Genomic DNA, 24664 nt, shown 5'->3' on the forward strand with positions numbered 1-24664 from the left:
TCTTAGCGAATACTAAATAGTATTTCTGTTAACGCTCCCTGTCGGTTTACCAACAGTGAGATTTCTTGTTCTTGTTTTAGAGCCTGCATCGCTTGTGCTGCTTCTGTTGGAATAGTCAAATCCAACCCATTCATTTGAACAGCAACATCTCCTACTTTTAATCCAGACAATTTAAAAAACTCAGGGTTCCGTCCAGGCGATAATTTATAACCAACAATATTGCCGTTACTTCGTTCGGGTCTAATACTTAAATAGTCGGTAATTTTGCCAGGGTTTTCGCTGATTTCTTGTTTTAATCTTTGCGCAGATTCACTTAACCGTTGATTATTGCGCTGATCAATTCGCTCACTCTTTGCGATTTGACGAATGTCCTTACGCGGAGATGGTGTAGCTCGCTTATTACTAGCGTTCGATGCTTTGGTATATTTAAAGCCATCAAGCATTAACGTCTCTAGCCTGCCTGATTGCTTAATCAGTACTCTGTCTGTCGATACTGACTCTAACACGGCTCGTGTTCCAGTTATTTTGTCACCTACCCCGTATGTCTCTTGCTTACCGTTATAGGCGATAATTGCCGCAGCGGTTTCATCAGTAGTAGCTACAGTACCTACTAGCACAAGATTTAATTTGGTTTCCGGTGCATCTTTAACCTCAACTACTTCGACTGGAAGCGCTTGAGTAAAAACACCAAACAAATTTAACTTACGAATTTCGCTAAGATCAACAGAGGATGAGTTCGAATTAGCTGTATTAGTTGCATTTCTTTGTTGAGCAGGCCCTGCACTCACAGGGTTACTGTTCGGTACTAACAACCAAGTTAGCACAGCTAACTGATAGGCTATAAACACCACACAGATAAAACAAATAACCTTAGCCACCTTAGGTTGTGGTATCTGATAAATTTTGTCCTGTAAGCCAGATAAAAAGGAAGACATGGGCATTTATTAACAACTTATTTTCGATTAATTCTAGGGGACTATACTTGAGCATACTCTTTGCAACAAGTATTTAACATATCTAATGTCCGCATTTTGCGTACAAAGCACTCTACGATAGCCTAAAATATATTAATATGCTACCTTCTAGCGCATTCTCTAGACCCATTGTGACAAAATGATGAAACAAAGTAAAAGTGATAATCAATCAAATGTAACAAGGTTAGATAAATGGCTTTGGGCGGCTAGATTTTACAAAACGCGAGCCATCGCAAAACAGATGATCGATGGTGGCAAAGTATTTTATAATAACCAACGAACCAAGTCAGGAAAGTCCGTGTCAATTGGAGATACTATCTCAGTAAGACAAGGGTTCGACGAAAAAGACGTTATTGTTATCGCACTAGCCGATAAGCGAAGAGATGCGACTTTTGCGCAAACCTTGTACGAAGAAACTCAAGAAAGTATTGAACGGCGCGAGAAAAATACGTTAGCGCGTAAGCAAGGCTTTTTATTAAATCCTGCTAGCGATACTAAACCTGATAAAAAACAACGTCGACAAATACGTCAATTTAAAGAAAGGATATAAGAAGGTGCAACCTTTAGAAGATCAACTTCACCGCTTTTTATTCGAAGATTTACATGCTCGTGGCGAGTTAGTGCAGCTATCAGACACCATAGCTAGCATCGTAGAACCTCACCAATACCCAGCAGGTGTTGAACAACTATTAAGTGAGCTAGTCATTGTCACTAGTCTTTTGACTGCCACATTAAAAATTGAAGGGGAAATAGCTGTTCAATTACAAGGTGATGGCCCAGCTAAATATTTAGCCGTTAATGCAAACCAAGATCAAGTCCTAAAAGGTGTTGCTAAGGTTGAAGACGGGTGCTTAGAGACGGGCCTTAAAGGAATTGTAGGTGAAGGTAATATGATCATTACCATTAGGCCTTCTAAAGGAGAGCCGTATCAAGGCATAGTAAAACTCGAGCATGATACACTAGCGGAATGTATTGCTCACTACTTTGAGACATCAGAACAGATTCCTACGAGAATATGGCTATACACAGATACTGATAATCATAAGGCTGGTGGAGCTTTAATTCAGTTATTACCGGATAGCGGTGAGAAAGAGCAGCAGTTGGAAGATTATGAACACTTGTGTCAATTAACCAATACATTAAAAGCTGAAGAAGTATTTACGTTAGACGTGCAGACAATTTTATATCGCCTGTACCATGAAGAAACGGTACGTTTGTTTGAACCTCAAAAAGTAAGCTATAAATGTTCTTGTTCAGAAGAAAAGTGTTTAACTGCTATTAGTCAGTTAGGCAGTAAGGAGATTCAAGAAATCTTAGAAGAACAAGGTCAAATTAGTATTACTTGTGACTATTGCCTAACAACCTACGCATTTGACGAAAGTTCATTGCAAAGCCTTATACAAAAACACTAGGTATGTTACCGACTCAACATATGTTGTCACAAGTTTACCTTGAAGTTTTAGTTAACCTAACTAAATTCAATAGTCTTAAGTAAATAAGATTTTCACAATAAAAGCCCAGCGATATATCGCTGGGCTTTTTCGTTTCACTGTCATAGCAGTTCTAACACCTAAGTTAACGCGTAGTAAACCAAGTTAAAGCTTTTCCATCACCCTCTTAGTCTTCAAGTATTAACAGATTTTTTTAGCTAGTTTCTATTGCCGTTCTTTTTCTAGATCGGCTTTAGAGGAGGAATGAAATAGCTTTTAAATTAAATAAACTTATTTCGGGACAGAAATCGCAGACAAAAAAAAGCCTCTATAAAAGAGGCTTTTTATCTATTACGTCAGTTCTAAGAGATCTTAGAAAGTGAAACGAGCACTAAACTGCACGTAACGAGGAGTTTGGTATGCTAACGGACGACCGTAATCTACGCTGTCAGTTGTAGCAAATTGAACTTCTGCAGTTTCATCAACACGAGTGTAAGTATCAGCATCTAATACGTTAAATACGTCTACTTTGAACATTGCATCAGCACCAAACATTTCTGTGCGGTACATTAAGTTCAAGTCTAAACGTGCTTGCCATGGTAAACGACCCATAGAGCCACGAGAAGTCTTCTGGTAAGTACAAGTTTCAAGATTTGAAGTGTCTGTACAAGTTGCTAGGTAGTAAGTGTTACCGTAGTCAACTTCACCAGTGTTAGGGTGACCTAAACCTAGAGCGTTTACAGGACGACCTGACTCAAGGTTGAAGTTGAAACCAGCTGTTAAGTCTTCAGTAATCGCGTAAGTACCGAATACTTTGAACATGTGGCGACGATCGTTAGGAAGGTTACCGTAAGCACCGTCCATTAACTCAGGGAAATCCCAGTCAGTTGTTAAACCAGCATCAGTTTGACCGTTGTCAGACTTAACCATACCTTCTGCGTTACCGTAACTGTGTGACCAAGTGTAAGTAGCGTCGATTGACCATACACCGTCCCATTGCTTAGCAATGTTTAAGTCAACAGCGTGGTACTTACGAGTCGCTTTGTCGTAAACTAACTGGTCAGCTGTGAATTCTGCCCAACCGTCTAGCTCTTCGTCACAGTCTGTATCAGTCCATACACGCATGCTCTCACCAGGGTTACCTAGTACATATTGGTGTGGGTGGTAAGAAGACTTGTCACAACCGAACTTGTCTGCGATAGCGTGGTCGATAATCATATCATCGATAGCACCATCCATCTTACGGTGTGTATATTTAACACCCCAAGACCAGTCGTCGTTTAACATAGCTTGGTAACCAACGATGAATTCGTCTTGGAACATCGCGTCTAAGTCAGAATCAACTACTGAACGAGTATCTGGAACAGAACCGTCAGCAATTGGTTGTGAACGCCAGTTTTCGCCAAGTACAGGAGTGTAAACTGTAGAACCATTGTAGTCAGTAGCTACTAGGTCTTCTAAGATGTACCACTCACGGTTATCTGATTCGTTACCCGCTAAACGGATATTAGTGTTACTTGCTACAGGTAAGAAGTAACGACCGTAGTTAGCGAATACTTTAGATTCACCGTCGCCGTTAACATCCCATGATAGGCCTAAACGAGGTGCCCACATGTCATCGATTTTAGCGAATGTTACGCCTTCACCGTTTTTGTTATCAAACGTTTCGTTACGTAAACCGATAGTAGCTGTTAGGTTATCAGAAATTGTCCAAGTATCTTCAATGTAGAAAGCACCTGCTTCAGTTTCGAATGCACCTGATACAGTTCTTACACGGTCACGAATTACGTCTTGATCATCAAAGCCGTACCATGAACCTGGGTAAATTAACCAGTATGCACCGTTAGGACCAGTGTAACGTTGCTCACTGATAGAAGTGTTTGTCTCGTTATCCATACCAAAACGTAAAACGTGGTCGTCATGGATAGTCCACTCTACGTCAACACGGAACGCTTCACGAGTGTCGTCGCCTTTATCAACGAAGTAATCAGAAGTTGTTGAACAACCAATGCTGTAACCGTTGATTGGAACATCACCAACAGCGTCGCCAGGGTAAGAATCACGAATATCAAGAACTAACTGACAGTCTTGTGAACTTGTAGAGTCTGAAGAACGGTTGTACTTGTTCTCACCGTATAACATTGAGATTGATAGATCGTCTGTAATGTAACCAGTGTACTTAACAGACCAGTTATCACCACCTTCTTCATCCCAAGCTGTTGCCCAGTAAGTGTTGTTGCCATCGCCGTTACCACGGTATACGTCAGTTGTACGCGTGTTGTCATCAGAGAACGCTAAGAATTCTAAACGGTGATCTTCTGTGATATTCCAGTCGATTTTAGCACCCCAGAAAGCGTCATCACGTGATTGTTCTGTTAAATCACCGTCAGACTTAGTTCTGTCGCTGTCAGTTTGGATATCTTTCGGGTTGTAGATTACATAGTAGAATAATGTATCTTCGATGATAGCACCTGAAGCCCATAAGTTAGCTTCTAGTGAACTTCTTGAGTCGTTATCGCGGTATGTTAACCAGTTACCCGTGTTGTCACGAGTTGATGGAGAGTTTTCACGAAGATCTTCTGGTTGCCAGAAAACGCTTGCACCAAATTCGAAATCGTTAGTACCTGATTTAGTTACCGCATTGATAACACCACCAGTTGAACGACCGAATTCTGCAGAGTAACCACCAGTTTTAACTTGGAATTGGTCGTAGAACTCGTAAGGAACGTTTGAGAAACCAAGACCGTTACGGAAGTTAGTTACGTTCAAACCGTTAATGTACATTTGGTTCTCAGCTACTGATGCACCACCAAATGAAGCAGCTTCACCGAAACGGTTATCACCACGAGTTGTACCTGGTGCTAATAAAGCAACAGATGTTACGCTACGAGGAACAGGAATACGCTCAAGTTCAACAGCGCTGATGTTAAGAGCAGACTCAGAAGAAGTAACATCTACTGTTGCAATTGCAGAACCACGAACTTCGATAACTTCAGTGTTATCTTCTGAAACCATACCGATGTTAACGTTTTGAGAACCACCGATACCTACATTAACAGTTGCGATATCTACTTCATCAAAACCAGCGTAGCTAGCAGTAATGCTGTAAACACCTACAGGAAGTTTACCTAGACGGTAGTTACCTTCTGCATCAGTTGTTAACGTTTTCTTGAAACCAGTTTTGGCGTTTTTAATTACGATAGTTGCACCAGCAATTACTTGTTGGTTTGCAGCATTAACAACTGTACCTGTTAATGCACCTTCGTTATTACTTGCAAGAGCTGAACCGCTAGTTAATGCTAAAGCAGCAGTAACAGCACCTGCAATAAGTGACTTTTTAATATTTCTCATATTGTGTATCTCTCTGGACTAAAAATAACAGTTTTATTATTTTTATACATTTCTTTTAATTAATGTTACAAATAGTAACACTAACTTTAATTCTGCCTGAACTAAAATTTATTTCAACCTGTTTTTTTGATCAAAACCTACCACGTGACCAAATTCACACCTCAAAATATACACCTTTAAAATCATGCACTTAAAATAAAATTTTGCTAAACGATAAAATTTTCTGATACTTTTGTATCGTTTTTTGTACGATCCGCCCCATTTACACTTCCGTATATAATTATGTGTATTTGTAAATAAAGTGAATAATATTTCATCATACACCTGCGTTTCCGCACTTAAATTTGAATGTTTACGTTAACGGCAACTATAAGGAAAATTAGCACAAGTTTTCACTTGATTGGAGAAATACATCAAGAGTAAGATAAATCCACCAACCACATTGAAACGGCTAAAATGGTTACTGATACTGAAGGTTATGTTCATATAATTGAATATCTGACAGAGCACTTATCGCTATTTGAACAATCTGGCACGCCAGCTACTGACAGCTTGACGGTGATGGAACTTATTGAGCAAGAATTAAGTGAACAAATTATATTAGTTTGCAGTCAGAACGACCAACTTAGCTTCAATCAAAGAAATACTATTATCAGAGAGGTAGACGCTATCGTATCTGATTTAGAAGAAATCTTGTCTGGTGTAATAAATAACCCCGTGGATAGCCAGCAGGAAACATTTCTTAAAGAGTTCGCACTTCTTATAAAAAACTTATTTGATACCGAAATTCATTCTGGCGTATTGAGCTAAATCTTATATAGCTCTAAGCTATCCAAAAATATAAAAATACAGGTGATTTATGAAAGCAACCGTAAAATGGATCGGCGAAGAAATGTTCGCTGGCATTTCTGAAAGCGGCCACACTATTGTAATGGACGCAAATGGTGGAGCCTTAGCTCCTAGCCCTCTTGAAAACGTTCTTTTATCTTTAGGAGGCTGTTCGTCTGTAGACGTTGTAAGTATTCTACAAAAAGCCAAACAGAATATAGCATCTTGTCATGTCGAATTATCGGGGACTCGAGTTGACTCTGTACCTAAACTGTTTTCAGACATACATCTACGCTTTGTGATCAAAGGGACGGACGTAAAAGAGAAACATGTTGAAAGAGCTGTTGCCTTATCTGCAGATAAATATTGTTCAGTGGCGTTAATGTTAAACAAAGCAGTCAACATCACCCACGACTTTGTTATAGAAGAGATAGCTTAGTTTAACAGCGCACTTTTTGTATGGAGCTTAAAGTGCGCGTAGTTTTAATCCTTTATAGATCACTCATCCAATCTAGCTGTTTATTCGCTTCATTCTTTTTATTCATCAACTCTTGAATCAAAGGCGTTAAGATTAACTCCATTGCTAATCCCATTTTTCCACCAGGAACAACTAATGTATTAACACGAGACATGAACGCGCCATCAATCATCGACAAGTAATAAGGAAAATCGACTTGTGACGCTTCTCTAAATCGAATAACAACGAAGCTTTCATCTAAAGATGGAATCGCTTTCGCACTAAAAGGGTTAGATGTATCTACCGTTGGTACCCGTTGGAAGTTAACGTGTGTGCGAGAAAACTGAGGAGTAATGAAGGAAATATAATCTTCCATACTACGAACGATACTAGCGGTAACAGCTTCTCTGCTGTGCCCTCGCTGGTTTGTATCTCTAATAATTTTTTGGATCCACTCCAAATTTACAATCGGTACCATGCCAATTAACAAGTCTACATGCTGAGCCACGTCATTTTTTTCAGTGACAACACCACCATGAAGCCCTTCGTAAAACAGCAGATCTGTTCCCTCACCTAATTCTTCCCATGGCGTGAATGTACCCGGCATTTGATTATAGGGAACTGCCTCATCGAATGTGTGAAGATAACGACGCATTTTACCGCGTCCTGTTTCGGCATAATCTTTAAAAAGCTTTTCTAGGGCATCAAAGTCATTCGCTTGATCGCCAAAATAACTAATGCTTCTCCCATCTTCTTTCGCTTTTCTCTTTTCTAAATCCATCTCTTGTCTAGAAAAGCGATGAAAGCTGTCTCCCTCTACTTTTGCCGAAGAAATACCTAGGCTTCTAAATATATGCTCAAAAGCCGCCGACGTAGTAGAGGTACCGGCGCCCGAAGAGCCAGTTACAGCAATAATCGGATTTCTTGATGACATTTTTAATTCACTATAGCGATAGGGGCTTTATTTTATACGAGTAAAGAAGTCCTAGGTCAAGGGTAAACCTAATACAATATAATGGGCTATACTGTATAAAAGTGCGCATGGAGGCTAACGTGAGCAAGCACTATTATTTAACAGTTAGTTTGTTACTTGGGTCTGGAGTTTTGATTCTGTGGCTGTACTTTATACTTACCGATAATCAAGTACTTCAAAGCACTATTCCGGAAGAAACCCGTTATCAATTTGAACACGTTGAACACCCCATACAACCCATTCCAAAACTGCAACATATTGACCTAAGGTGGGTCCGATTAGGCAAAGCACTTTTTCATAGCCCATTACTATCAAAAGATAATAGTGTCTCTTGCGCATCATGTCACATGGTAGATTTCGGTGGCGATGACGGGTTTTCGCTGTCTACTGGTGTGGCTAACAATCTAGGTACAAGAAATTCGCCTACCGTATTAAATGCTGTATTTAACTTTCGACAGTTTTGGGATGGTCGCTCCGCGACGCTAGAAGAACAGATTGAAGGACCTATTCACAACCCAGTAGAAATGGCAACGAATTGGCCTCAAGTCATCGAAAAACTCACAAACGACAAACTATTTAAGCAAGCTTTTTCCGGCTTAGGCATTGATGTCATTGAGGCTAACCAAATTGTTAAAGCTATTACTACTTATGAAGAGTCTTTGATCACCCCGAATAGCCCAATCGACCAATACTTATTAGGTAATAAAGCCGCACTTAGTCCGAAACAAATTAGGGGTCTCAAAAAGTTTGAGAGTTTTGGCTGCATTACTTGTCATCAAGGTGTAAATATTGGAGGCAACCTGTATCAAAAGCTAGGTAGATTGCAGGAACTACCAGCAAGTTTAAAGCAGGATCTAGGTCGGTTTGAAGTAACTAAAAACCCTCTCGATAAAAATGTTTTCAAAGTTCCTAGTTTAAGAAATATTTTAAAAACCGCGCCGTACTTTCATGACGGTTCTATCGAAACAATTGAAGAAGCAATAACACTAATGGCAGAAAAACAATTAGGTAGAGAAGTTAGTGATCAGGATATTGCCGAACTTGTTGCATTGTTTAAAAGTTTTTCAGCACCGTTAAATGAGGTGGCGGCGCAATGAGGTATAAATTATTACCGGAATTAACGGCAATTGTCTTTTTCGTTATGCTAGGGATTCAAGCGATTAACGAACAAAGACATAAAGAAGTTGTTTCTGAAGACTTGCATCATTTACAAACATTAGAAAAACTTTTACCCAGATACAGTAATGAAATAATGCGCAGTAACACAATCAGCCTTTTACATTACGACTCTTATGCGCAACTTCATCAACAAATAGAAGAAACCTCCAGTCATTTGGAGCATAACTTAGCGCTATATTCTGAGATAGCAACATACTTACAACTAACTGGACACTATATGCAGTTAGTAACTATGGCAAATACGTCGCGAAAGCTGATATCAAGCAGTAAGTTATTAAACGAAGGAGCATTAGATAGCCAAAGTGTCGAGTTTCTCTCATTTATTGTCCGTTTAATCGCGGACCCGGGCGTACACAGCAATTCAAAAGTAGTTTCACCTTTTTCCAAAGAAACTTTAGCGAAGGAAAATAGCTACGATTGGTCTATAGTCGAACAGCATATTAATTTTCTTAGAGAAGCCAGTCCAAATATACAAACGCTTAATCGACAAATTCAAAATTCGACCTTATTAGACACACTTGCGCATTCATATCATGATAAAGCATTAGAGCTTGTTACCAGTCAACAGAAATTTGTTCTATATACAGCATGCTCAGTAGGCGCTCTATTGGTGTTGCTGATCATTATTCTCGTGAGACAGAAAAATCAAATCGAACTTGAATCAAAAAGATATAGAAAGGCCGCAGATATAAAGACTACTTTTTTGGCCAATATGTCCCATGAGATTAGGACCCCAATGACAGGCATAATTGGACTAGCTGAACTTTGTTTAGCGACTAAGCTTACTCGAAGCCAAAGAGACTACCTGGATAAACTCTATTTCTCAGCAAACTCTCTACTAACAATCATAAATGACATACTGGACTTTTCTAAAATTGAGTCCGGAAAATTAAACATCGAGAAAATTTCTTTTGATCATGAGAATCTAGTTGAGAACCTAGATGCTTTAGTAAGCCAGTTGGCTAGGGATAAACAATTAGAGTTGATTTTTGATATATCGCCAAACCTTCCACAGTTTTTAGTTGGTGATCCTGTCAGAGTCAGCCAAATCCTGATGAACCTACTCTCCAATGCCGTAAAATTTACAGAAGGTGGATATGTAATACTTTCTGTTGACGTTGAACAACAAAGCGAGAGTTCGTTTGTAAAGTATTCCGTTAAAGATACTGGCATTGGCATTTCACCAGAACATATTGAAAAGCTATTTAGCCGATTTAGCCAAGCAGATGATTCAATCACTCGAAAATTCGGTGGTACGGGTTTAGGTTTAAGTATCTCTAAACATTTAACAGAAATGATGGGAGGCACACTTTCTGTAACAAGTACTATCGGCGAGGGTAGTGAATTTACCGTATTGCTCCCCTACGCAATTGATAGCTCGATTAAGAGTAGTCTAAGTAGTAAGGCACCTACCCGCAAGAATATATTATTTGTTGAAGATAATGACATTACCGCAACTATTGTATGTCGTTTGCTTTCTGAAATGAATTTATCCGTCACTCATGCAAGTAACATTATAGAATCGTCACTACTGCTAAAAACACAATCTTTTGATGTTGCGCTAATTGACTATAAGCTTGAGAAAACTACCTGTATTCCTCTACTAGAGCTAATAGACAGCAAACAGCTCATTAAGAGTGTTATCGTTTTTAGTGCCTACGATACTGTTTTTTTACAACAACAACTAAATACTATCGCTATGCCTTTGCAATTTCTATCCAAGCCTTTAACACGGAAACGGCTGCAAAACGCTATTTTTCTCGAGGAATTAAGTGAAGAGGAAGAAGCAAACAAAGTTAACGACCTAAATAATGAAAAAGGCGAAAAACACATAGAAGAGACAAGCGATGATAAAACCGTATCAGGTAATGATAAGAATATAGGCAAAAAGAAAAAAGTCCTACTTGTTGAGGACAATCGCATCAATCAAACCATTGCAACAAACATTGTACATAACTTTGGCTACGACGTAGAGGTAGCTGAGAACGGCCAGATAGCAATAGATAAAATTAAAAAGACTAAATTTGATGTTGTTCTAATGGATATTCAAATGCCAGTCTTAGATGGCGTTCAAGCAACCAAAATATTGAGAGAGCACTTTACTAAAGATGAATTACCAATTATCGCCCTGACGGCGAATGTAACTGAAGATGAGACAGCACTATATAGTGAAATAGGCATGAACTGTCACTTGTCAAAACCTTATGTCCAAGACCAAATGAAGTCAGCATTAAGTGAAGCATTAAAAAACTAAGTATGAAATTAGTCAAAAAAAAAGCGGAACATAAGTTCCGCTTTTTTATACTTTCTAAAGAAAGTGATTACGCTTCAGCACTTGCTTCTTCTGTCTCTTCAACAATTTCTTCAACTGCTGGACGATCTACAAGCTCAACGTAAGCCATAGGCGCTTTATCACCAGTACGGTAACCGCATTTAAGAATGCGAGTGTAACCACCTGGACGTTCTTGGTAACGAGGACCAAGTTCGTTAAATAATAAACCTACAACTTCTTGGTTGCGTGTACGAGCAAACGCTAAACGACGATTTGCTACACTGTCGGTTTTGGCCAATGTAATTAGTGGCTCAACAACGCGACGTAATTCTTTTGCTTTAGCAACAGTAGTCTTAATAACACCGTGCTTAACTAAAGAACTTGCCATATTGCGGAACATCGCCTGGCGATGACTGCTATTACGGTTTAACTGGCGACCGCTTTTACGATGACGCATAAGTTAATCCTTATTCTCAACTATTAAAAATGATGACCGACTTAGTCGTTATCAGCGATGCTTTCAGGTGGCCAGTTTTCTAGGCGCATACCTAGAGATAAGCCACGAGACGCTAACACGTCTTTGATTTCAGTAAGAGACTTCTTACCCAAATTAGGGGTTTTAAGAAGTTCTACTTCTGCACGCTGTACTAAATCACCAATGTATTGAATCGCTTCTGCTTTTAAGCAGTTCGCAGAACGAACAGTAAGCTCGAGGTCATCAACTGGACGAAGTAAAATTGGATCGAATAGAGGCTTCTCTTCTTTCGGTTCTACTTCTGTTACATCACGTAACTCAACGAAAGCATCTAACTGCTCCGCTAAAATAGTAGAAGCGCGGCGGATTGCTTCTTCTGGATCTAACGTACCGTTAGTTTCCATGTCGATGATTAACTTGTCTAAGTCTGTGCGTTGTTCAACACGCGCAGAGTCAACATCATAAGCAATACGAACTACCGGGCTGAAAGAAGCGTCTACTAATAAACGCCCAATTGCACGATCTTCATCTTCGGCTTCGCGACGAGCTGATGCAGGAACATAACCACGTCCTGATTCAACTTTGATGCGCATGCTGATTGAACCGTCACCGGTTAAGTGACAGATCACATGCTCTGGATTTGCAATTTGCACATCACCGTCATGTTGAATATCAGCTGCCGTAACAGGGCCTTCACCTGATTTAGTCAAGGTAAGAACTGCTTCAGTTTTGCCTTCTAAACCTATCGCTAGTCCTTTAAGGTTTAACAGTATTTCGATGATGTCTTCTTGAACACCTTCTTTACTACTGTACTCATGTAATACACCGTCAATTTCAACTTCAGTTACAGCACTACCTGGCATTGAAGATAATAAAATTCGGCGTAAGGCATTACCTAAAGTGTGACCAAAACCACGCTCAAGTGGTTCTAAAGTAACTTTAGAACGGGTAGCGCTCACAGTATCAATGTCTACCATTCGTGGTCTTAGAAATTCGGTTACAGAACCCTGCATTATGTCCTCTCTTAAAGTTCAGCTTTACTTAGAGTAAAGTTCTACTATCAACTGTTCATTAATTTCAGCAGATAAGTCTGAACGATCAGGAATACGCTTAAATACGCCTTCCATTTTCTTGTTATCTACTTCAATCCATACTGGCTTTTCGCGTTGTTCAGCTAATTCTAAAGCAGCGATAATACGTGCTTGAGTCTTAGACTTCTCGCGAATAGACACAACGTCTTCAGCCTTAACAGTGAAAGATGGAATATTTACAACTTTACCGTTAACTAAAATAGCTTTGTGGCTAACTAACTGACGTGCTTCAGCACGTGTGCTAGCAAAGCCCATGCGGTATACAACGTTGTCTAAACGTTTTTCTAAAAGTTGTAACAAGTTTTCACCTGTGTTGCCTTTTAGACGCGCAGCTTCTTTGTAGTAGTTACGGAATTGCTTCTCTAATACACCGTAGATACGACGTACTTTTTGCTTCTCACGAAGCTGAACACCATAGTCAGATAAACGACCGCGACGCGCGCCGTGCTGACCTGGGATCATTTCGAATTTACATTTAGTATCGATCGCGCGAACACCAGACTTAAGGAATAAGTCGGTACCTTCACGACGGCTAAGTTTTAGCTTAGGACCTAAATATCTTGCCATTTTCTTTCTCCAACTATCCTATTAAACGCGACGTTTCTTAGGAGGACGACAACCATTATGAGGAATAGGTGTAACGTCAGTAATGTTGGTGATTTTAAAACCAGCAGCATTTAAGGCACGGATTGCAGATTCACGACCTGGACCTGGACCTTTAACGAACACTTCAATATTCTTCAAACCAAACTCTTGCGCAGCTTTACCAGCGCGATCTGCAGCTACCTGAGCAGCAAATGGTGTAGATTTACGTGAACCACGGAAACCAGAACCACCAGCAGTCGCCCAAGATAATGCATTACCTTGACGGTCAGTAAGAGTTACGATTGTGTTGTTGAAAGAAGCATGGATATGAGCCATGCCATCAGCAACTTGTTTTTTCACACGTTTGCGTGAACGAACTGGAGTTTTAGCCATAGTATAATCCCCTCGTTACTTCTTAATAGGTTTACGAGGACCTTTACGGGTACGCGCATTAGTCTTAGTGCGCTGACCACGTAGAGGAAGACTACGACGGTGGCGAATACCACGGAAACAGCCTAGGTCCATCAAACGCTTGATGTTCATTGATACTTCACGGCGTAAGTCACCTTCAACAGTGTACTTATCCACTTCTGCACGAAGCAAATCGATTTGAGCTTCGTCTAATTCACTGATCTTAGTAGATTCAGCGATACCAGTTGCCGCCAAAATTGCTTTTGAGCGAGTTAAACCGATACCGTAAATCGCAGTAAGGGCAATTACTGCATGCTTACGATCAGGGATGTTAATGCCAGCGATACGGGCCACTAACACATCTCCTATATTAAAATTAAAAACCACAGGTTGAAAAGCCCGTTAGGATACTCAACCTGACTCTTTTTTGCAAAGCGAAGCGGCATTATACAGAAATATCTACATAATGCCACTTCTAAAAGATTAGCGTTGTAAGATTAAAAATTAACCTTGACGTTGCTTGTGCTTTGGATCGGTTTTACAAATCACACGAACCACACCTGCGCGTTTAACTACTTTGCAGTTACGGCAAATCTTCTTTACGGATGCACGAACTTTCATTTTATACTCCGCTTCTCTAATTAGAGAGTTGATGCAAACTAGCGGCCGTAGCCTTTCAAGTTTGCTTTCTTAAGCACGCTGTCATATTGATGAGACATCAAATGAGTTTGTACTTGAGCCATAAAGTCCATGATAACTACCACAATAATCAGTAGTGAAGTACCACCGAAATAGAACTGAACGTCCCAGGCGATCATCATAAACTCAGGAACCAAACAGATAAAAGTAATGTATAACGCACCCGTTAAGGTTAAACGCGTCATTACTTTATCAATGTATTTTGAGGTTTGCTCACCAGGACGAATCCCAGGAATAAACGCTCCAGATTTTTTAAGGTTATCTGCAGTTTCACGCGGGTTGAATACCAACGCCGTGTAGAAGAAGCAGAAAAAGATTATCGCCGCCGCTAGTAACATAACGTATAGAGGCTGACCAGGAGAAATTGCAATAGACAATTCCTGCAATACATCAGCTACTGTACCGTCACCTTGACCAAACCAGCTCGCAATAGAACCAGGGAATAGCAAGATACTTGAAGCGAAAATTGGTGGGATAACACCCGCCATATTCACTTTCAACGGTAAGTGAGTGCTTTGAGCTGCGAACACTTTACGACCTTGTTGACGCTTAGCATAGTTTACAACGATACGACGTTGACCACGCTCTACGAAAACTACGAAGTAAGTAACTGCGAACACAACTACTGCGATAAGCAATAGCACTAATACGTTAATTTCACCTTGACGCGCCATCTCAGCTGTTTGACCAACGGCTGAAGGCATACCTGCAACAATACCAGCAAAGATAAGGATAGAAATACCATTACCAATGCCACGCTCTGTAATTTGCTCACCTAACCACATTAAGAACATGGTACCAGTAACCAAAGAAACAACAGCGGTAAAGTAAAATCCAAAGCCTGCGTTCATTACCAAACCAGGCATCATACCCGGTAGGCTTTTAGCAATAGCGATAGACTGTAAGGTTGCAAGAACCAAAGTACCGTAGCGTGTGTACTGGCTAATCTTACGACGACCAGCTTCACCTTCTTTCTTAAGCTCAGCCATTGTCGGGTTAATAACCGTCAATAACTGCATAATAATCGAAGCTGAAATGTATGGCATTATTCCTAATGCCAATACAGAAGCACGCTCAAGAGCACCACCAGAGAACATGTTGAACATTTCAACGATGGTGCCTTTTTGTTGTTCAAACAATTGAGCTAATACAGCAGCATCAATACCAGGGATTGGCACAAATGAACCTAATCTAAACACGATAAGTGCTAAGAAAACGAACCATAATCTTTGTTTTAGCTCAGACAAACCGCCTGCGCCTTTGTTATCCATTCCTGGTGTAGCCATAACCTGTATTATTCCTCAATCTTGCCGCCAGCAGCTTCAATAGCTGCACGAGCACCTTTAGTAACGCCAATACCACGAACTGTAACAGGCTTAGTGATCTCGCCAGAAAGCATGATCTTAACTGTTTCGATGTTACGCGTGATAAGGCCAGCGTTTTTAAGCGCATGGATGTCTACTACATCACCTTCAACGTTGTTTAATTCGTGTAAACGAACTTCAGCGTGTACTAATGACTTACGAGACGTAAAACCAAACTTAGGTAAACGCTGTTTCAAAGGCATTTGACCACCTTCGAAACCTGGACGAACACCACCGCCAGAACGTGACTTCTGACCTTTGTGACCGCGACCAGCAGTTTTGCCTAAGCCAGAACCAATACCACGACCTACGCGTTTCTTGGCTTTCTTAGCGCCTGGTGCAGGAGATAAAGTATTTAAATGCATTATTAATCCTCCACCTTAATCATGTAATGAACTTGGTTAATCATACCACGTACTGATGGAGTATCTTCTAACTCTACAGTGTGGTTGATTTTACGTAAACCAAGACCTTTTAATGTCGCACGGTGCTTAGGTAAACGACCGATTGAACTTTTAACTTGAGTTACTTTAACTGTTTTAGCCATGGTAAATTACCCCAAGATCTCTTCAACGCTCTTGCCACGCTTAGCTGCTACAGCTGCAGGCGACTTCATGTTCGCTAGAGCTGATACAGTTGCACGTACAACGTTGATTGGGTTAGTAGAACCGTATGCCTTTGACAATACGTTCTGAACGCCAGCAACTTCAAGTACTGCACGCATCGCACCACCGGCGATGATACCTGTACCTTCAGAAGCAGGTTGCATGTAAACTTTAGAACCTGAGTGACGACCCTTGATAGGGTGTTGAAGAGTAGTACCCTTCAAGTCAACAGTTACTAAGTTACGACGAGCCTTTTCCATTGCCTTTTGGATAGCAGCAGGAACTTCACGTGCCTTACCGTAACCAAAGCCAACGCGGCCATTACCATCACCAACTACAGTTAGTGCTGTGAAACTGAAAATACGACCACCTTTAACCACTTTAGATACGCGGTTAACTGCGATTAACTTTTCAGCTAAATCACTTTGTTGTGTGTTTTCTACATTAGCCATCATCAACTCCTAGAACTGAAGGCCAGCTTCACGAGCTGCTTCAGCTAACGCTTTCACGCGACCGTGGTAACGGAAACCTGAACGGTCAAATGCTACAGACTCAATGCCTTTAGCTTTAGCGCGCTCAGCGATTGCTTTACCTACAGCTTCTGCTGCAGCAATGTTACCTGTTTTTTCAACTTGTGCTTTAACTTCTTTGTCTAAAGTTGACGCAGTAGCGATAACTTCAGAACCAGTTGGAGCGATAAGTTGCGCGTAAATGTGACGAGGAGTACGGAATACAACTAAACGATTCGCACCCAACTCGCTGATTTTTGCACGTGCACGCTTTGCACGGCGTAAACGAGATGTTTTCTTATCCATCGTATTACCCTACTTCTTCTTAGCTTCTTTACGGCGTACATATTCATCGCTGTAACGAATACCTTTACCTTTGTATGGCTCAGGCTTACGGTAAGCGCGAATGTTCGCAGCAACTTGACCAACCAACTGCTTGTTTGCACCTTTAAGTACAACTTCAGTTTGGCTAGGAGTTTCACACGTAATTCCTTCAGGAATTGCGTGGTCTACTGGATGAGAGAAACCTAAAGAAAGGTTTAAGCTCTTACCAGCGGCTTTTGCACGGTAACCAACACCGTTAAGAATTAACTTTTTCTCAAAACCTTTGCTTACGCCAACAATCATGTTGTTGATGTTTGCGCGAGCAGTACCGGCTTGCATCCAAGCAGCTTTGCTTTCTTCAGCAACTTCAGTCTTGATGTTGTTCTCTTCTTGAGAAACTTTAACTAGACCGTTAATAGTTGCAGTTAGCTCGCCAACTGGACCTTTAACTGTGATGTCTTGGCCTGATAACGTAACAGTAACGCCAGCAGGTACTTCGACAGGTGCTTTTGCAACACGAGACATAATACGCTCCTTACGCTACGATACCGATGATTTCGCCGCCTAAACCCGCTTTACGAGCTTCGCGATCAGCCATCAAACCTTTAGAAGTAGAAACAATAGCAATACCCATGCCCGCTAATACTTTAGGAAGCTCTTGAGCGCCCTTGTATACACGAAGACCTGGACGTGAAACACGTTTGATTGTCTCGATTACTTCTTTACCTTCAAAATATTTCAACTCAACAGTAAGAACTGGCTTAGCACCTGCTTCTACTGAAAAATCTGAAATAAAACCTTCTTCTTTAAGCAAGTTAGCAATTGCAACTTTTAACTTAGAAGATGGCATTTCTACTGCAGTTTTCGCTGCAGATTGACCGTTGCGGATGCGTGTAAACATGTCCGCGATAGGATCAGTCATCATAACCATTTACTCCCGTGAATTACCAACTAGCTTTCTTAAGACCAGGAACTTCACCACGCATCATGTGCTCACGTAACATAATACGGCTCAAGCCGAACTTACGTAAGTAACCATGTGGGCGACCTGTCACGTTACAACGATTACGTTGACGTGAAGAACTCGAATCACGAGGTAAAGTTTGAAGTTTTAATACCGCATCCCAACGATCTTCTTCAGAAGAATTTACGTCAGAGATGATTGCTTTTAGTGCAGCACGCTTTTCAGCATACTTTGCAACTAGTTTAGTGCGTTTTGCTTCACGAGCTTTCATTGATGCTTTAGCCATAACTCTACACCTTATTTCTTGAACGGAAAGTTAAAGGCAGTAAGCAAAGCATGACCTTCTTCATTAGATTGAGCCGTAGTAGTGATAGTAATATCCATACCACGAATCTTATCGATTTTATCATAATCGATTTCTGGGAAGATGATTTGCTCTTTCACGCCCATGCTGTAATTACCACGGCCATCGAACGACTTAGGGTTCAAGCCACGGAAATCGCGAATACGTGGAACTGAGATAGAGATTAAACGCTCTAAAAATTCCCACATACGCTCGCCGCGTAGAGTTACTTTTGCACCAATAGGGTAGCCTTCACGAATTTTGAAGCCAGCAACTGATTTGCGTGCTTTCGTGATTAAAGGCTTTTGACCTGAGATTGCAGTAAGATCATTTGTGGCTGCTTCTAAAACCTTTTTATCGGAAATAGCTTCACCAACACCCATGTTAAGGGTGATCTTTTCAATCCGAGGGACTTGCATGACACTTTTATAACCAAACTTCTTTTGAAGTTCAGCTACAACTGTATCTTTATAAAAATCATGCAGTTTCGCCATCGTTTACTCCAATTAAAATTAAACTAATTCGTTATTAGACTTGAAGAAACGAACTTTTTTGCCGTCTTCAACTCTAAAACCTACACGATCTGCCTTGCCAGTAGCAGGGTTTACGATCGCCACATTAGAAACGTGAATAGGTGCTTCTTTCTCAACAATGCCGCCAGCTTGCTGTAACTGAGGTACAGGCTTCTGGTGCTTCTTGACTAGGTTTACACCTTCTACAAATACTTTGCTGTCTTCAACAAGAACTTTAGTAACTTTACCAGTTTTGCCCTTGTCTTTGCCTGCAAGTACGATTACTTCATCATCACGACGAATCTTAGATGCCATTATCGTGACTCCTTATAGTACTTCTGGTGCTAGTGACACGATTTTCATGAACTTTTCAGTTCTTAATTCACGTGTTACTGGACCGAAAATACGAGTACCAATTGGCTGTAAGTTTGCATTAAGCATTACAGCCGCGTTGCCGTCAAAGCGAATGGCTGAGCCATCCTGGCGACGAACGCCCTTTTTAGTGCGCACCACTACCGCGTTCAGTACATCACCCTTTTTAACTTTACCGCGAGGAATAGCTTCCTTCACAGCAACTTTGATGATGTCACCTATGCGTGCATAGCGACGGTGCGAGCCACCAAGGACCTTAATACATTGCACGCGTCGAGCGCCACTGTTATCAGCAACGTCTAGCTGTGTTTGCATTTGGATCATTTTATGTGCTCCGCTGTTATTAAATTCAAGGCCAGAAATTTGACCCGTCACTGCCTTTAAAACCCAACCGGAATTCGGCGGGCGCGAGATTATAACACCACTCAAAAAAAAGTGGTACTTTATTTAGACAATTTTTATTACATTGTTTAATTAAACGACGATAACCATTGTCGTCATCAAGGCGTCATCTTCATTAGGTAACGTCTGACGCCTATCATGGACTCAAATCTCATATCTCTATATGTGTGATATATTGTTAATTTCAAGGCGCAGTAGCCATAAACGTTACTATGAACAATTAAAAAGTAACTCTAGCCTTGATATTAGCGTTCACGTAATGGGCTTACCTAGATTACGTGCATTAAAATATTTATCGAGTGCCATGAATCAGAGCCTCGACGATATATGTCTCGCGCAATTAGAACGTAAGCAAGCAATTGGTAGTGTACTCACGAAAAACCCGTTCACCAGAAAGCTATATTTTAGAGTGCTAGTCTTTGTTCAAAAATTAAGACTAGCTAAGTTTTTGAGTCTGTTTGAGAACGACCATATCCAACTTGTCGGCATTTGGAACGGTGGAAAACTTCCAAATAGCATTATTTGCAAAGCGGCGGCATTATCTCAGAAAAAAATAGTATTTTTTGAAAACGGGTTACTGCCCAATACGACAACGGTCGATTACAAAGGCGTCAATGCGAACAATTCAGTCCCCAGAGAAGCCAAGTTTTATCAACAGTTTTCTTCGCTTCCGCCCACGTTATCCAAGTTCAAGCAGCGTAAGAGTAGCAAAAAGATAATTGCCTCTAATCACCCATTGCCACCAAACTATATATTTGTCCCATTGCAAGTCGCTAACGACACCCAAGTGATCAATAATTCACCTTGGGTTAGATCGATGCCACAACTGTTTAACTTGTTGCTAGAGATGGTTAACAAGACTTCTCTTAAAGGAACTAAATTTGTCATAAAAGAACACCCTTCTTGCAAACTTAGCTATCATGACTATCACAACCTCGACCCTCGTATAATTTTCATTAACGATTTATCAAGTGAGCAGTTAATAGAAAAAGCTGCTGCCGTGATAACTATTAACTCTACTGTAGGAATGGAAGCTATCATAAAAGAAAAGCCTGTATTAACGCTCGGCAATTCCTGCTACAACATCGAGGGTTTGGTACTTCACGCTGAAAACCTCCTTGAAGCAATAGCTAAACTAGAAAGGTTAAAAACATGGAAGATGAATCTCAAGTTAAGAAATCAATTTTTAAACTTTCTTTCTGATGTATACACGATACCTACAGATTGGGACAAAGCAGATGAAAAGCACTTCAAAGCTTTTGACGAAAGAATTCGAAAATTAGATAAATTTAACGACATGCTAAAAACAGCAACGAAACGGGGTTAAGCCAAATTACACAAAAAAGCCCCTTTAAATAGGGGCTTCTATTATGTAGATCCTTGAGTATTTAACGTATTACGTTTTAAATTGGTCAAGCATTTGGTCTTGTTTCATGATGTTTTCTACTTGGTTTTTCATCGTAGCATCAACATTGTTCGCTTCTTCAGACACTTGGTGAGAAATATCTTTAATGTTGTAAGCATTTTTATTGATTTCTTCTACCACTGAACATTGCTCATCAGCAGATGCAGAAATTTGAACATTCAATTCAACAATGGTTTGAATCTCGTGGCGAATACTCTCAATTGCTTCGTCTGCTTTCTGTGATTGCTCAACTGTCGAACTTGCTATTTCTTTGCTTTGATTCATCTCTGATACCGCAGATTTAGCACCAGTTTGCAGTTGATCAATCATAGTTTTAATTTCGTCTGTCGCTTCTTGCGTTCGTTGAGCTAAGGTTCTAACTTCGTCAGCAACAACTGCAAAGCCTCTACCTGACTCTCCAGCTCTGGCAGCTTCAATTGCGGCATTTAGCGCTAATAAGTTTGTTTGTTCTGCGATACCATTGATAACCGCAAGGATATTTTCAATGCCATTAGTAGCAACTTCTAATTTCGATACAACTTGAACCGCATGGTCGATTTGATCAGACAGTGTTGAAATCGCTTTATTCGTTTCTTGCACTATCGTAGTTCCTTGAACAGCAGCTTCATCAGCTTGTTTTACAGCTTCTGCTGCATTTTGCGCTGTGTTTGCTACTTCTTTCGAGGTGGCAGCCATTTCATTAGTAGCAGTTGCTAATGTATCAATTTCGCCCAATTGATCATGCATAGCTTGGTTGGCCGTTTGTGCCCCCTGTGATGTAGTTTGGGCATCACTATAAATATCGTGTCCAAGTGACTTTATATCGCTTACTAAATTTTGCAGCATTTGAGTGAACAAATTAAAGTTGTTCGCTAGCGCATTGAACTCTGGGTCACTATTCGCCTGCAATCGAACGGTTAAGTCGGCGTTACCTTTAGCGACATTCGACATAGCTCGGTTAATTTCGCTCAATGGCTTCATCAAGTAGCTGATGATAAACAAAAGAGCTGCAACACCAAGAATTAGAGAAACGATTGAATATAACCAAGAATCTGAGCTTAACTCATCAACGGCCATAAACGCTTTTTCTTTATCTAAAGCGACGCCAACATACCAATCAAAACCATTAACTTTAGTAAAGTTAACTAAGGTCTTTACTCCGCCTAACTCAACCTCTTGAAAAGTTTTATTGATATCAACCTGAGGCATCACCGATTTTAAAGGTTTACCATTATTATTACTGTTTGGGTGAGAAATAATGATACCACCTTTACTCACCATAAATGCATAGCCAGCATTAAACATGTTTACTTTATTAATCATGTCTGACAAACCAGCTAAACTTACATCAAAAAATATTGCACCAGAAAACACGCCACTTTGATGAACAGGTGTACCTATTGATACTAAAATTTCTTTAGAAACAGCATCAGCATAAGGCTCAGTTACTATGGTTTTATTCGCATTCTTAGCATCTACATACCAGGGGCGAGCTCTTGGCTCCCAGTCTGCTCCTGGATCCCAGCTTGGATCACTAGCCACATACTTACCAGTAGCTTCATAACCAAAACCAATCAATATAAAGTTGTTAGTGAGCGATTGATTGGTCAGTATCCCTTGAGCTTGGTCCATCTCCATATTTTGTTCAATCAACTCTGTAGTGAACTCAGCTAATGACGTATTACCTGTCATTTCAGCTTGTACTGAGTTACTAATCCCTTGAAGAATTTCAGTAACACTATTATTTACCTGCTCTTCAAGTTTGCTTTTAACTAAGAAGTATTGATTAAAAGAAAGTAAAGACAATGCTAGAAGCAATATGACAGATGAAGCAGCAACGATCTTGTGATTGAATTTCATCTAGGTCCCCTTAGTTTAAAAAGATGCTCGTTATCATTTTAATTGTAGCTCGTATTTAAATATGGCTTACAGCGCTGTTGTAACGACTAAAACGACGTTTTAATCGATTGCAAACAACTCATTCATAGGTTATTTCTTTTCGTTCGACAATTCAATCAATTAACGTGAATGAAAATTCAGACGCTTATTTGCAAAATTTAAGAGGAACAAGTTCGATTGTGCGAAATAGATTCAGACAAGAGCTGTCCCCCCCAAAAAAGAAAACAGATATCCATATCGCTGGTTATACGACCTATTACAGATTTTATGAGAGATTCTCAACGTCTTTTCGTAATTCAGTAACCTGATTATGAACATTAACAGAATTTAGTATCAAGTCTGTAGATTGCTGAATAACCTTACCGAATATGCGTTTTTTCCTGCGGATTTTTTTAGCTGATATAGTGCTTTCAAACGTCATGTCCTGTTCTATAACGTAAGGCATTAAAGACATCACTTTCACCTTAGTTTCCCAAAAGTGTTGCAGCTCAGTGTCACAAGGCCTGCCGAATTTTTCAGTAGCACTTAACAATTGTTTCGCAGCTTGTTTTGTAATTGCTGTAGCAGCCCCACCACTCATTGGCTTCTTGTGGACGACGAGATTGAATCCATGGTCAACAGGTGTAGAAAAAGCGACTTTACGTTCGCGGCTTTGGTAGGCAGCGAGCTTTATCAACTGCCAAGAAACTTTTAAGTTATTTATTGTTTCAATCGCTAAGTTGATGTCACCTATAACATTAAAATCATCTTCAAGTACAATACCCCAGTCATTTTCACCTTCAGCAATTCTTTTCCAAGCTTCTCTGTGACTTAAAAAACACCCAATTTGTGCAGGCGTTAAGTCCTTATAGTATTTTCTTTTGTTTAGGTCTTTAGAGTAATGGCGGCTAATTTCTTCTTCACTTAGCTCTTTACCCACAACCGCAGAGATTCTTGTAAACGTAATGTCTTGAGCAGCTAGCCTTTCGGTTGTCGCGTTTAGTCTATCCACGCTAGCGTCTATATTTATTACATAAATTATGGGTTTCATACTAGGTTTGTTATGTCCTTTAAACTCTTTATTTATGCTTTGAATCATAGTTAGTCGTTTTGTTCATTTTAAGTTAAATTTTTAACTGCCACTGACGGCAACATGATAAGCACAAAAAGCTAAATACTAAATTCGCATCGCTATAGTAATAAGCTCATCATATACATAGTAAACAACTTATAAAAGCTGCTTTTATCTTCAGTTTAAAAT

Annotated in this window: 29 protein-coding genes; 7 read left to right on the plus strand and 22 right to left on the minus strand. The window is 40.2% G+C overall.

The genetic code is table 11. The features are described from left to right. Nucleotides 1-2 precede the first annotated feature (2 nt). Nucleotides 3-941 (minus strand): type II secretion system protein GspC, encoded by a 939-nt coding sequence (gspC, locus tag ACOB80_RS16375; RefSeq protein WP_473166930.1) that lies wholly within the window; start codon nt 939-941, stop codon nt 3-5. A gap of 175 nt (nt 942-1116) precedes the next feature. On the opposite strand from gspC, the gene hslR reads away from it, so the two are divergent. Both hslR and hslO read left to right on the plus strand, forming a co-directional pair. Further along, nucleotides 1117-1524 (plus strand): ribosome-associated heat shock protein Hsp15, encoded by a 408-nt coding sequence (gene hslR / locus ACOB80_RS16380; RefSeq protein ID WP_473166982.1) that lies wholly within the window; start codon nt 1117-1119, stop codon nt 1522-1524. A gap of 4 nt (nt 1525-1528) precedes the next feature. Continuing rightward, nucleotides 1529-2386 carry an Hsp33 family molecular chaperone HslO gene (hslO, locus tag ACOB80_RS16385; RefSeq protein ID WP_473166931.1) on the plus strand — a complete coding sequence of 286 codons (858 nt, stop codon included), beginning with the start codon at nt 1529-1531 and terminating at the stop codon, nt 2384-2386. Between the two features lie 390 nt (nt 2387-2776). On the opposite strand, the gene ACOB80_RS16390 is transcribed toward hslO, so the two are convergent. Beyond that, nucleotides 2777-5755, minus strand: coding sequence for a TonB-dependent receptor (locus tag ACOB80_RS16390; protein WP_473166932.1), 2979 nt, complete (start codon nt 5753-5755; stop codon nt 2777-2779). A 456-nt stretch (nt 5756-6211) separates the two neighbouring features. Here ACOB80_RS16390 and ACOB80_RS16395 point away from each other — a divergent pair, with 456 nt between their 5' ends. Further along, nucleotides 6212-6565, plus strand: coding sequence for a DUF3802 family protein (locus ACOB80_RS16395; protein ID WP_473166933.1), 354 nt, complete (start codon nt 6212-6214; stop codon nt 6563-6565). A 49-nt stretch (nt 6566-6614) separates the two neighbouring features. Beyond that, complete coding sequence (locus tag ACOB80_RS16400) at nt 6615-7022, plus strand: OsmC family protein (protein WP_473166934.1); 408 nt, start codon at nt 6615-6617, stop codon at nt 7020-7022. Nucleotides 7023-7074: 52 nt separating this feature from the next. Here ACOB80_RS16400 and ACOB80_RS16405 read toward each other — a convergent pair whose 3' ends face one another. Next, nucleotides 7075-7974 (minus strand): phosphoribulokinase, encoded by a 900-nt coding sequence (locus ACOB80_RS16405; RefSeq protein WP_473166935.1) that lies wholly within the window; start codon nt 7972-7974, stop codon nt 7075-7077. A gap of 119 nt (nt 7975-8093) precedes the next feature. Between ACOB80_RS16405 and ACOB80_RS16410 the strand changes: the two genes are divergently transcribed. Both ACOB80_RS16410 and ACOB80_RS16415 read left to right on the plus strand, forming a co-directional pair. Beyond that, complete coding sequence (locus tag ACOB80_RS16410) at nt 8094-9110, plus strand: cytochrome-c peroxidase (RefSeq protein ID WP_473166936.1); 1017 nt, start codon at nt 8094-8096, stop codon at nt 9108-9110. Next, nucleotides 9107-11446: a response regulator gene (locus ACOB80_RS16415; protein WP_473166937.1), complete on the plus strand. Its 2340-nt coding sequence runs from the start codon at nt 9107-9109 to the stop codon at nt 11444-11446. Before ACOB80_RS16410 ends, ACOB80_RS16415 begins: the two co-directional genes overlap by 4 nt. Before the next feature lie 67 nt (nt 11447-11513). Here the strand turns inward: ACOB80_RS16415 and rplQ are convergent, their stop codons facing one another. The 17 genes from rplQ to rplN all read right to left on the minus strand — a co-directional run bounded on the left by rplQ (nt 11514) and on the right by rplN (nt 20042). After that, entirely contained in the window at nt 11514-11921 is a 408-nt protein-coding gene (gene rplQ / locus ACOB80_RS16420) for a 50S ribosomal protein L17 (RefSeq protein ID WP_473166938.1), read from the minus strand. A 41-nt stretch (nt 11922-11962) separates the two neighbouring features. Then, nucleotides 11963-12952 (minus strand): DNA-directed RNA polymerase subunit alpha, encoded by a 990-nt coding sequence (locus ACOB80_RS16425; protein WP_473166939.1) that lies wholly within the window; start codon nt 12950-12952, stop codon nt 11963-11965. A 24-nt stretch (nt 12953-12976) separates the two neighbouring features. Next, the gene (gene rpsD / locus ACOB80_RS16430; RefSeq protein ID WP_473166940.1) at nt 12977-13597 is read right to left on the minus strand and encodes a 30S ribosomal protein S4; all 621 of its coding nucleotides are present in this window, start codon (nt 13595-13597) and stop codon (nt 12977-12979) included. Between the two features lie 21 nt (nt 13598-13618). Beyond that, nucleotides 13619-14008 carry a 30S ribosomal protein S11 gene (gene rpsK, locus ACOB80_RS16435; protein WP_074496178.1) on the minus strand — a complete coding sequence of 130 codons (390 nt, stop codon included), beginning with the start codon at nt 14006-14008 and terminating at the stop codon, nt 13619-13621. 15 nt (nt 14009-14023) lie between these two features. Continuing rightward, a complete protein-coding gene (gene rpsM, locus ACOB80_RS16440) occupies nt 14024-14380 on the minus strand; it encodes a 30S ribosomal protein S13 (protein ID WP_115998826.1) in 357 nt (118 codons plus the stop codon). A gap of 150 nt (nt 14381-14530) precedes the next feature. After that, nucleotides 14531-14647, minus strand: a complete 117-nt coding sequence (rpmJ, locus tag ACOB80_RS16445) for a 50S ribosomal protein L36 (RefSeq protein ID WP_074496180.1) — start codon at nt 14645-14647, stop codon at nt 14531-14533. Between the two features lie 38 nt (nt 14648-14685). Beyond that, nucleotides 14686-16011, minus strand: coding sequence for a preprotein translocase subunit SecY (gene secY / locus ACOB80_RS16450; protein ID WP_473166941.1), 1326 nt, complete (start codon nt 16009-16011; stop codon nt 14686-14688). 8 nt (nt 16012-16019) lie between these two features. Beyond that, nucleotides 16020-16454, minus strand: coding sequence for a 50S ribosomal protein L15 (rplO, locus tag ACOB80_RS16455; protein ID WP_473166942.1), 435 nt, complete (start codon nt 16452-16454; stop codon nt 16020-16022). Nucleotides 16455-16456: 2 nt separating this feature from the next. Further along, on the minus strand, nt 16457-16636 hold the full coding sequence (rpmD, locus tag ACOB80_RS16460) for a 50S ribosomal protein L30 (protein WP_473166943.1): 180 nt from the start codon (nt 16634-16636) through the stop codon (nt 16457-16459). 6 nt (nt 16637-16642) lie between these two features. Further along, nucleotides 16643-17146 carry a 30S ribosomal protein S5 gene (gene rpsE / locus ACOB80_RS16465; RefSeq protein WP_473166944.1) on the minus strand — a complete coding sequence of 168 codons (504 nt, stop codon included), beginning with the start codon at nt 17144-17146 and terminating at the stop codon, nt 16643-16645. A 9-nt stretch (nt 17147-17155) separates the two neighbouring features. Continuing rightward, complete coding sequence (rplR, locus tag ACOB80_RS16470) at nt 17156-17509, minus strand: 50S ribosomal protein L18 (protein WP_473166945.1); 354 nt, start codon at nt 17507-17509, stop codon at nt 17156-17158. 9 nt (nt 17510-17518) lie between these two features. Then, complete coding sequence (gene rplF, locus ACOB80_RS16475) at nt 17519-18052, minus strand: 50S ribosomal protein L6 (RefSeq protein ID WP_473166946.1); 534 nt, start codon at nt 18050-18052, stop codon at nt 17519-17521. A gap of 10 nt (nt 18053-18062) precedes the next feature. Further along, nucleotides 18063-18452, minus strand: coding sequence for a 30S ribosomal protein S8 (gene rpsH, locus ACOB80_RS16480; protein ID WP_473166947.1), 390 nt, complete (start codon nt 18450-18452; stop codon nt 18063-18065). 19 nt (nt 18453-18471) lie between these two features. Further along, nucleotides 18472-18777 (minus strand): 30S ribosomal protein S14, encoded by a 306-nt coding sequence (gene rpsN / locus ACOB80_RS16485; protein ID WP_473166948.1) that lies wholly within the window; start codon nt 18775-18777, stop codon nt 18472-18474. Nucleotides 18778-18788: 11 nt separating this feature from the next. Then, nucleotides 18789-19328, minus strand: a complete 540-nt coding sequence (rplE, locus tag ACOB80_RS16490; protein ID WP_473166949.1) for a 50S ribosomal protein L5 — start codon at nt 19326-19328, stop codon at nt 18789-18791. Nucleotides 19329-19346: 18 nt separating this feature from the next. Next, nucleotides 19347-19661, minus strand: a complete 315-nt coding sequence (rplX, locus tag ACOB80_RS16495; protein WP_473166950.1) for a 50S ribosomal protein L24 — start codon at nt 19659-19661, stop codon at nt 19347-19349. A gap of 12 nt (nt 19662-19673) precedes the next feature. Further along, the gene (rplN, locus tag ACOB80_RS16500) at nt 19674-20042 is read right to left on the minus strand and encodes a 50S ribosomal protein L14 (protein ID WP_473166983.1); all 369 of its coding nucleotides are present in this window, start codon (nt 20040-20042) and stop codon (nt 19674-19676) included. Nucleotides 20043-20295: 253 nt separating this feature from the next. Here rplN and ACOB80_RS16505 point away from each other — a divergent pair, with 253 nt between their 5' ends. After that, nucleotides 20296-21447 (plus strand): capsular polysaccharide export protein, LipB/KpsS family, encoded by a 1152-nt coding sequence (locus ACOB80_RS16505; RefSeq protein ID WP_473166951.1) that lies wholly within the window; start codon nt 20296-20298, stop codon nt 21445-21447. A gap of 69 nt (nt 21448-21516) precedes the next feature. Here ACOB80_RS16505 and ACOB80_RS16510 read toward each other — a convergent pair whose 3' ends face one another. Continuing rightward, nucleotides 21517-23385 (minus strand): methyl-accepting chemotaxis protein, encoded by a 1869-nt coding sequence (locus ACOB80_RS16510; protein WP_473166952.1) that lies wholly within the window; start codon nt 23383-23385, stop codon nt 21517-21519. Nucleotides 23386-23689: 304 nt separating this feature from the next. Next, nucleotides 23690-24502, minus strand: coding sequence for a glycosyltransferase family 25 protein (locus ACOB80_RS16515; protein ID WP_473166953.1), 813 nt, complete (start codon nt 24500-24502; stop codon nt 23690-23692). Nucleotides 24503-24664: the final 162 nt, after the last annotated feature.

The organism is Thalassotalea coralli, assembly GCF_055786205.1.

Bases quoted from the DNA above. Each gene is read 5' to 3' on its own strand.
- gspC (WP_473166930.1), bottom strand. From the start codon at position 941: ATGCCCATGTCTTCCTTTTTATCTGGCTTACAGGACAAAATTTATCAG.
- hslR (WP_473166982.1), top strand. From the start codon at position 1,117: ATGAAACAAAGTAAAAGTGATAATCAATCAAATGTAACAAGGTTAGAT.
- ACOB80_RS16390 (WP_473166932.1), bottom strand. From the start codon at position 5,755: ATGAGAAATATTAAAAAGTCACTTATTGCAGGTGCTGTTACTGCTGCT.
- ACOB80_RS16395 (WP_473166933.1), top strand. From the start codon at position 6,212: ATGGTTACTGATACTGAAGGTTATGTTCATATAATTGAATATCTGACA.
- ACOB80_RS16400 (WP_473166934.1), top strand. From the start codon at position 6,615: ATGAAAGCAACCGTAAAATGGATCGGCGAAGAAATGTTCGCTGGCATT.
- ACOB80_RS16405 (WP_473166935.1), bottom strand. From the start codon at position 7,974: ATGTCATCAAGAAATCCGATTATTGCTGTAACTGGCTCTTCGGGCGCC.
- ACOB80_RS16415 (WP_473166937.1), top strand. From the start codon at position 9,107: ATGAGGTATAAATTATTACCGGAATTAACGGCAATTGTCTTTTTCGTT.
- rplQ (WP_473166938.1), bottom strand. From the start codon at position 11,921: ATGCGTCATCGTAAAAGCGGTCGCCAGTTAAACCGTAATAGCAGTCAT.
- ACOB80_RS16425 (WP_473166939.1), bottom strand. From the start codon at position 12,952: ATGCAGGGTTCTGTAACCGAATTTCTAAGACCACGAATGGTAGACATT.
- rpsD (WP_473166940.1), bottom strand. From the start codon at position 13,597: ATGGCAAGATATTTAGGTCCTAAGCTAAAACTTAGCCGTCGTGAAGGT.
- rpsK (WP_074496178.1), bottom strand. From the start codon at position 14,008: ATGGCTAAAACTCCAGTTCGTTCACGCAAACGTGTGAAAAAACAAGTT.
- rpmJ (WP_074496180.1), bottom strand. From the start codon at position 14,647: ATGAAAGTTCGTGCATCCGTAAAGAAGATTTGCCGTAACTGCAAAGTA.
- secY (WP_473166941.1), bottom strand. From the start codon at position 16,011: ATGGCTACACCAGGAATGGATAACAAAGGCGCAGGCGGTTTGTCTGAG.
- rplO (WP_473166942.1), bottom strand. From the start codon at position 16,454: ATGCATTTAAATACTTTATCTCCTGCACCAGGCGCTAAGAAAGCCAAG.
- rpmD (WP_473166943.1), bottom strand. From the start codon at position 16,636: ATGGCTAAAACAGTTAAAGTAACTCAAGTTAAAAGTTCAATCGGTCGT.
- rpsE (WP_473166944.1), bottom strand. From the start codon at position 17,146: ATGGCTAATGTAGAAAACACACAACAAAGTGATTTAGCTGAAAAGTTA.
- rplR (WP_473166945.1), bottom strand. From the start codon at position 17,509: ATGGATAAGAAAACATCTCGTTTACGCCGTGCAAAGCGTGCACGTGCA.
- rplF (WP_473166946.1), bottom strand. From the start codon at position 18,052: ATGTCTCGTGTTGCAAAAGCACCTGTCGAAGTACCTGCTGGCGTTACT.
- rpsH (WP_473166947.1), bottom strand. From the start codon at position 18,452: ATGATGACTGATCCTATCGCGGACATGTTTACACGCATCCGCAACGGT.
- rpsN (WP_473166948.1), bottom strand. From the start codon at position 18,777: ATGGCTAAAGCATCAATGAAAGCTCGTGAAGCAAAACGCACTAAACTA.
- rplE (WP_473166949.1), bottom strand. From the start codon at position 19,328: ATGGCGAAACTGCATGATTTTTATAAAGATACAGTTGTAGCTGAACTT.
- rplX (WP_473166950.1), bottom strand. From the start codon at position 19,661: ATGGCATCTAAGATTCGTCGTGATGATGAAGTAATCGTACTTGCAGGC.
- rplN (WP_473166983.1), bottom strand. From the start codon at position 20,042: ATGATCCAAATGCAAACACAGCTAGACGTTGCTGATAACAGTGGCGCT.
- ACOB80_RS16510 (WP_473166952.1), bottom strand. From the start codon at position 23,385: ATGAAATTCAATCACAAGATCGTTGCTGCTTCATCTGTCATATTGCTT.
- ACOB80_RS16515 (WP_473166953.1), bottom strand. From the start codon at position 24,502: ATGATTCAAAGCATAAATAAAGAGTTTAAAGGACATAACAAACCTAGT.